The 6,586-nt window shown below is 74.1% G+C and carries 6 protein-coding genes; 3 read left to right on the top strand and 3 right to left on the bottom strand.

Features of this window, described 5'->3' with window-relative positions; all coding sequences use genetic code 11:
• Positions 1-31: 31 nt before the first annotated feature.
• Positions 32-784 carry a YebC/PmpR family DNA-binding transcriptional regulator gene (locus ACFQH9_RS29060; protein ID WP_379571105.1) on the bottom strand — a complete coding sequence of 251 codons (753 nt, stop codon included), beginning with the start codon at positions 782-784 and terminating at the stop codon, positions 32-34.
• A gap of 277 nt (positions 785-1,061) precedes the next feature.
• On the opposite strand from ACFQH9_RS29060, the gene ACFQH9_RS29055 reads away from it, so the two are divergent.
• Both ACFQH9_RS29055 and ACFQH9_RS29050 read left to right on the top strand, forming a co-directional pair.
• Positions 1,062-1,391: a hypothetical protein gene (locus ACFQH9_RS29055; RefSeq protein ID WP_379571103.1), complete on the top strand. Its 330-nt coding sequence runs from the start codon at positions 1,062-1,064 to the stop codon at positions 1,389-1,391.
• Positions 1,392-1,424: 33 nt separating this feature from the next.
• Entirely contained in the window at positions 1,425-2,051 is a 627-nt protein-coding gene (locus tag ACFQH9_RS29050) for a hypothetical protein (protein ID WP_379571101.1), read from the top strand.
• An 8-nt stretch (positions 2,052-2,059) separates the two neighbouring features.
• On the opposite strand, the gene pdxT is transcribed toward ACFQH9_RS29050, so the two are convergent.
• Positions 2,060-2,692, bottom strand: a complete 633-nt coding sequence (pdxT, locus tag ACFQH9_RS29045) for a pyridoxal 5'-phosphate synthase glutaminase subunit PdxT (protein ID WP_379571099.1) — start codon at positions 2,690-2,692, stop codon at positions 2,060-2,062.
• Between the two features lie 162 nt (positions 2,693-2,854).
• Positions 2,855-4,264, bottom strand: coding sequence for an NAD-dependent malic enzyme (locus tag ACFQH9_RS29040; protein ID WP_379571097.1), 1,410 nt, complete (start codon positions 4,262-4,264; stop codon positions 2,855-2,857).
• Between the two features lie 169 nt (positions 4,265-4,433).
• Here ACFQH9_RS29040 and ACFQH9_RS29035 point away from each other — a divergent pair, with 169 nt between their 5' ends.
• Positions 4,434-6,560, top strand: coding sequence for an elongation factor G-like protein EF-G2 (locus ACFQH9_RS29035; RefSeq protein WP_379571095.1), 2,127 nt, complete (start codon positions 4,434-4,436; stop codon positions 6,558-6,560).
• Positions 6,561-6,586: the final 26 nt, after the last annotated feature.

Genomic DNA, 6,586 nt, shown 5'->3' with positions numbered 1-6,586 from the left:
CAGCCGCGGACGCGGACTTCGACGTGTCCGCTCAGGCGTTGACCTCCTCGAGGACCGCGTCGGACACGTCGAAGTTCGCGTAGACGTTCTGGACCTCGTCCGAGTCCTCGAGGGCCTCGATCAGCCGGAAGACCTTCTTGGCGGCCTCGGCGTCGAGCTCGACCTGCATGGACGGCAGGAAGGTCGGGTCGGCCGAGTCGTAGTCGATGCCGGCCTCCTGCAGCGCCGTGCGCACCGCGATCAGGTCGGTGGCCTCGGAGACGACCTCGTAGCTGTCGCCGAGGTCGTTGACCTCCTCGGCGCCGGCCTCGAGGACCGCCATGAGCACGTCGTCCTCGGTGAGGTCGCCCTTGGGCAGCACGACGACGCCCTTGCGGGTGAACAGGTACGCGACGGAGCCCGGGTCGGCCATGGTGCCGCCGTTGCGGGTCATCGCCGTGCGCACCTCGGTGGCGGCGCGGTTGCGGTTGTCCGTGAGGCACTCGATCAGCAGCGCGACCCCGCTGGGGCCGTAGCCCTCGTAGGTGATCGTCTGGTAGTCGGCGCCGCCGGCGTCCGCCCCCGAGCCGCGCTTGACCGCGCGGTCGATGTTGTCGTTGGGCACCGAGCTCTTCTTCGCCTTCTGGATGGCGTCGTAGAGCGTCGGGTTGCCGTCGGGGTCACCGCCGCCGGTCCGGGCCGCGACCTCGATGTTCTTGATCAGCTTGGCGAACATCTTGCCGCGGCGGGCGTCGATGACGGCCTTCTTGTGCTTCGTCGTCGCCCATTTGGAGTGGCCACTCATCGGCTGCCCCGTCCTTCCTGAACTCGCGCGTGTGCCCGCGACGCGGTCAGGCGGGCACGCAGGGCCCGCGCGGGGCTCCTGCCGGATCCTCCGATGGTACCGGCGGGCCCGTCACCGGCACGGACACCCCGTCGCGACCCGTGTTCATCACATCGGCGGCCCGGTTCGTTACGGGCCGACTGGGTAACTCACCGGCACCGGTGAAGAACCGGGCCGCGCGTTCACGTTCGCCGCGGCTCGTGCGATGTCACCGGTGGAGACGCCGAGGGGGTGCGAGATGGGGAAGCACAGCATGCGGGGCCGCGAGCGGTCCGCGGCGCGGCTCGGGTGGGCCGCGGCGGGCGCCGCCGTGTTCGCCACCGGAGGCACCGCGGTCGGGAGCCTGTTCACGGGCACCGCCACCGCCGACACCCCGCTCACCGTGACGATCACCGGCGCACCCGCGCCGCTCTACACCTGCGACCTGCAGTCCCCGCCGGAGTTCGGCGACCCCGCGAACCCGGACGAGATCACCAACCGGGCCTGCGGGTACGTCGACGACCAGGGCCGGCAGCGGTCCTTCGACCCCTGGATCGACGGCCAGCTGCGCGACGCCGAGGGCCGCTAGCTAGCTCACGGTCCCGGAGGCGGGGAGGACGGGATGGACGAGCGGATCCTGGAGTCGACGCGGCGGGCGCTGCACGCGGTGGCGGACTCGGTGATCGCGGGCCCGCAGTACCGGGCCACGGGCACCATCCGGTTGAAGGTGACGCCCGGCGGGTTCGGCGGCACCCTTCTCGGGTTGCGGGTGGAGCACACCGAGTTGGTGTGGCGAGGCGGGCGGGCGCCGCTCGCCGGCACGTGCCGGCAGCTCGCCGAGGCCGCGGGTGTGCAGGTCGGACCCCCCGAGGGGCTCTACTCCGACGGCGCGGGCATAGGTCCGGACGAGCCGCTCGTCGTCGACCCGACCGCGGTGGAGCACCTCGCGGACTGGTTCGCCCGGGGCGACGCCGCGCTGCGGACGCTCGGCGAGCCCGTGCTCTGGCCCGAGCACTTCGACCTGGGGGTGACGGCCGACCGGGTCAACTACGGCGTCTCCCCCGGCGACGCCGCGCACCCGGCCCCGTACGCCTACGTCGGCCCGTGGGAGCCCCGGCGCGGGGAGTTCTGGAACGCCCCGTTCGGCGCCCTGCGCCCCGCTGACGGGCTGCCGGACGTCGACGCCCTGCTCGCGTTCCTGCGGGAGGGCCGGGCCGCCGCGGAACGGCACCCGGTCGCGAGGGACTGAGAGCCCCGTCAGCTCTGCCGGACGACGTCCGCGAAGAGCGCGTGCACCCGGCCGTCGCCGGTGAGCTCGGGATGGAAGGCGGTGGCGATCACCGTGCCCTGCCGCACCGCGACCGCGCGCCCCGCGGCGGCCCCGGCGTCCTCGCCCGAGCTGGTGACGGCCGGGACCTCGGCCAGCACCTCGACGTCGTCGCCGGTCTTCTCGACCCAGGGCGCCCGGATGAACACGGCGCGGACGGGACCGCCCTCGACGCCGGTGAAGGCGAGGTCGGTCTCGAAGGAGTCGACCTGGCGGCCGAAGGCGTTGCGGCGCACCACGACGTCGAGCCCGCCGAGCTGCTTCTGGTCCGGGCGGCCGTCGAGCACCTGGCCGGCGAGCAGGATCATGCCGGCGCAGGAGCCGTAGGCCGGCATCCCGTCGGCGATGCGGTCGCGCAGCGGGTCGAGCAGCTCGAAGACCTCGAGGAGCCGGCTCATCGTGGTCGACTCGCCGCCCGGGATCACCAGCCCGTCGACGGTGGCCAGCTCGGCCGGACGGCGGACCGGGACGGCCTTCGCGCCGGTCGCCGCGAGGGCGGCGAGGTGCTCGCGGACGTCGCCCTGGAGGGCCAGGACGCCGAGGGTCGGGGAGGCTCCGGTCACTGCTCGATCACCACGTCTACCAGGGTAGGCGCTGTCGCGCCGGACCTCCGCCGCCCGGGCCCGGAGGTGCTGCGGCTCACGCCCCACCGCCCCGGAGCTCCCGACTCGCGGTGCCGGAGCTCCCTACTCGCGGGAGCCGACGGCGCGACCCGCGGGTCGCGGCTACTGGCCGGCGGCGACCTCGCCCACCCGGGCGGCCTCCTGGGCGGCGTGCCGCACCGCCTCGGCGACCGCGGGGGCCACCGCCGGGTCGAACACGCTGGGCACGATGAACGAGGCGTTGGGCTCGGCCACCACGTCCGCGATCGCGGCCGAGGCGGCCAGCAGCATCCGGTCGGTGATGTCGTGGGCCTGGGCGTCGAGCAGCCCGCGGAACACGCCGGGGAAGGCCAGCACGTTGTTGATCTGGTTCGGGTAGTCCGAGCGGCCCGTGGCGACGACGGCGGCGTGGTGCATCGCCACCGACGGGTCGATCTCCGGGTCCGGGTTGGCCAGCGCGAACACGATCGCGTCGTCGGCCATCGTGGCGGCCTCCTCGGCGCCGAACAGGTTCGGCGCGGAGACGCCGATGAACACGTCCGCCCCCACCAGCGCGTCGGCCAGCGAGCCCTGCTTGCCCTGGTGGTTGGTCTGCCGGGCGATCGAGGCCAGGTTCTCGTCGAGCCCGGGCCGGTCGGGGTGCACGATCCCGTCGATGTCCACGGCGAGCACGTCGCCGGGCTTCTCCGACTGCAGCAGCCGGATGATCGCGGACCCGGCCGCGCCCACGCCGCACACCACGACGGTGCAGTCGGTGATCTTCTTGCCCACCACGCGCAGGGCGTTGCGCAGCGCCCCGAGCACGACGACGGCGGTGCCGTGCTGGTCGTCGTGGAAGACCGGGATGTCGAGCATCTCGCGCAGCCGGCGCTCGATCTCGAAGCAGCGCGGCGCGGCGATGTCCTCGAGGTTGATCCCGCCGTAGGCCGGGGCGATCACCTGCACCGTGCGGATGATCTCCTCGGTGTCCTGCGTGTCCAGGGCGACCGGCCAGGCGTCGACGCCGGCGAACCGCTTGAACAGCGCCGCCTTGCCCTCCATCACCGGCATCGCCGCGGCCGCGCCGAGGTTGCCCAGCCCGAGCACTGCCGAGCCGTCGGTGACCACGGCGACGGTGTTGCGCTTGATCGTGAGCCGGCGCGCGTCGGACGGGTTTGCCGCGATCGCCTGGCACACCCGGGCGACGCCGGGGGTGTAGGCGCGGGAGAGGTCGTCGCGGTTGCGCAGCGCGACCTTCGACTGCACCTCGAGCTTGCCGCCGAGGTGGATCAGGAAGGTCCGGTCGGACACCTTGCGCACGTGCACGCCGGGCACCGCGCCGAGCGCGGCGGTGATCTCCTCGGCGTGGTCCTGGTTGAGGGCGTTGCAGGAGAGGTCGACGACGATCGTGGCCGTCCGGGACTCGACGACGTCGAAGGCGGTGACGACCCCGCCGACGTTGCCGACCGCGACGGCCAGATCCCCGGCGGCGCTGGCGGAGGCCGGGGCCTCGACGCGGACGGTGATGGCGTATCCGGGACCGGGAATGGGCACGGCCTCCGACCCTACTCGCGGCCGGTGCGCGACCTCGCGCGCGGCGGCGGTGGATTGGGCAACCCTTGAGGCGGACCCTGTGCGCGGGGTTGTGCCCGCGCGCCGAGGGGAGTGGAATCGCTTGTGACCCACAGCACAACGAGGTGCACCCCCCGCGGAGGTGGTCGCAATGACCGTCAGATCGGACCCCAAGACCGGCCAGCGCAGAGCATCCGACGGGATCGGGGCCCCGGTCACCGATCCCGCGCTGATCCGGAACGTCGCCCTCGTCGGACCGTCCGGCTCGGGGAAGACGACGCTGGTGGAGGCGCTGCTCGCGCACACCGGCGTGATCCCCCGGCAGGGCAGCGTGCTCGACGGCACCACCGTGTGCGACCACGACCCGGCCGCCGTCCGCCAGCACCGCTCCGTCACGCTCGCCGTCGCGCCGGTCCGGTACCGCGACCTCAAGATCAACCTCATCGACACCCCCGGGTACGGGGACTTCGTCGGGGAGCTGCGCGCCGGCCTGCGGGCCGCGGACGCCGCACTCTTCGTCGTCCCCGCCATCGCCGGCGCGGACGGTGAGGGCATCGACCCCGGCACGATCGCGCTCTGGGAGGAGTGCGCCGCCGTCGGCATGCCCCGGGCGCTGGTCGTCGCGCGGTGCGACCAGGCGCGGGCCGACGTCGAGGCGACCCAGATCGCGTGCCAGGAGGCGTTCGGCGGGGTCGCCCCGCTCTACCTCCCCATCGAGGACGGCCTGTACGGCCTGCTCAGCCAGACCCCCGAGGGCGCGGCGCCGGCCGGGGCGGAGGAGGCCCGGGCCACGCTGATCGAGGGGATCATCGAGCAGTCCGAGGACGAGACGCTCATGGACCGCTACCTCGGCGGCGAGGAGATCGACACCGCGGCCCTGATCGAGGACCTGGAGACGGCCGTCGTGCGCGGGTCCTTCCACCCCGTCGTGCCGGTGTGCGCCGCCAGCGGGGTGGGGCTCGACGCCCTGCTCGAGGTGCTCTCCCGCGGGTTCCCCTCGCCGCTGGAGCGCCCGCTGCCGCCCGTCACGACGATCGACGGCGGCCCGCACGAGCCGCTCACCGCCGACCCGGAGGGCCCGCTCGCCGCCGAGGTCGTGCGCACCTCGGCCGACGCCTACGTCGGGCGCGTCTCGCTGGTGCGGGTGTTCTCCGGGACGCTGCGGCCGGACACGGCGGTGCACGTCAGCGGGCACGTCCCCGCGCCCCGCACCAGCCCGGAGGAGGCCGGCGCGTTCCCGCCCGGGCACGACTCCGACGACCGGCTCGGCCACCTCTACTCCCCGCTCGGCTCCACCCTGCAGGAGACCGAGGCCTGCGTGGCCGGGGACATCTGCGCCCTGACCAAGCTGGCCGGCGCCGAGACCGGGGACACCGTCTCCGACGCCGACCACCCGCTCCTGCTGCGCGCCTGGGACCTGCCCGAGCCGCTGCTGCCGATCGCCGTGGTGGCCAAGGACCGCAGCGACGAGGACGCGCTCGCCCGCACCCTGGGCAAGCTGGTCGCCGCCGATCCGGGGCTGATCCTGGAGCGCAACCCGGAGACGCACCAGACGGTGCTGTGGTGCACCGGCGAGGCGCACGCGGACGTCGTGCTGTCCCGGCTGCGCGAGGCCGGGGCGAACGTCGAGACCGAGCCGGTCCGGGTGCCGATGCGGGTCACGCTCGACCACAAGGCGAAGGTGACCGGCCGGCACGTCAAGCAGTCCGGCGGGCACGGCCAGTACGCGATCTGCCACGTCGAGTTCGAGCCACTCCCCCGCGGGTCCGGCTTCGAGTTCAAGTCCGCCGTGGTCGGCGGGTCGGTGCCGACGCAGTACGTCCCGAGCGTCGAGAAGGGCATCCGAGCCCAGCTCGAGCGGGGTCTCACCGCGCCGGCGGAGGGTCCGGACGCGCCGCCGCACCCCGTCGTCGACGTCCGGGCCACGCTCGTCGACGGCAAGGCGCACAGCGTGGACTCCTCGGACGCGGCCTTCCAGACCGCGGGCGCACTCGCCCTGCGCGAGGCCGCGGAGGCGTGCGGGGTGCGGCTGCTCGAGCAGGTCGACGAGGTCGCCGTCACGATCCTCGACGACCACCTCGGGGCCGTCCTCGGCGACCTGTCCTCGCGCCGGGGCCGGGTGCTGGGCACCGAACCGACGGGGACGGCGGGGCGCACGGTGGTCCGCGCCGAGGTGCCGGCCGAGGAGCTGCTGCGCTACGCGGTGGACCTCCGGGCCATGACCTCCGGGACGGCCACCTTCACCCGGGCCTTCGCCCGGTACGGCGAGCGGTACTAGCCGCTTCGGCCGTGGCCGGTCGCGGC

The organism is Pseudonocardia lutea (assembly GCF_042658055.1).
GTDB classification, from domain to species: Bacteria; Actinomycetota; Actinomycetes; order Mycobacteriales; family Pseudonocardiaceae; genus Pseudonocardia; species Pseudonocardia lutea.
The sequence above is the reverse complement of the archived record's forward strand: the minus strand, read 5'-3'. Positions and strand labels throughout refer to the sequence as shown.

Bases quoted from the DNA above. Each gene is read 5' to 3' on its own strand.
- ACFQH9_RS29060 (WP_379571105.1), bottom strand. From the start codon at position 784: ATGAGTGGCCACTCCAAATGGGCGACGACGAAGCACAAGAAGGCCGTC.
- ACFQH9_RS29055 (WP_379571103.1), top strand. From the start codon at position 1,062: ATGGGGAAGCACAGCATGCGGGGCCGCGAGCGGTCCGCGGCGCGGCTC.
- ACFQH9_RS29050 (WP_379571101.1), top strand. From the start codon at position 1,425: ATGGACGAGCGGATCCTGGAGTCGACGCGGCGGGCGCTGCACGCGGTG.
- ACFQH9_RS29035 (WP_379571095.1), top strand. From the start codon at position 4,434: ATGACCGTCAGATCGGACCCCAAGACCGGCCAGCGCAGAGCATCCGAC.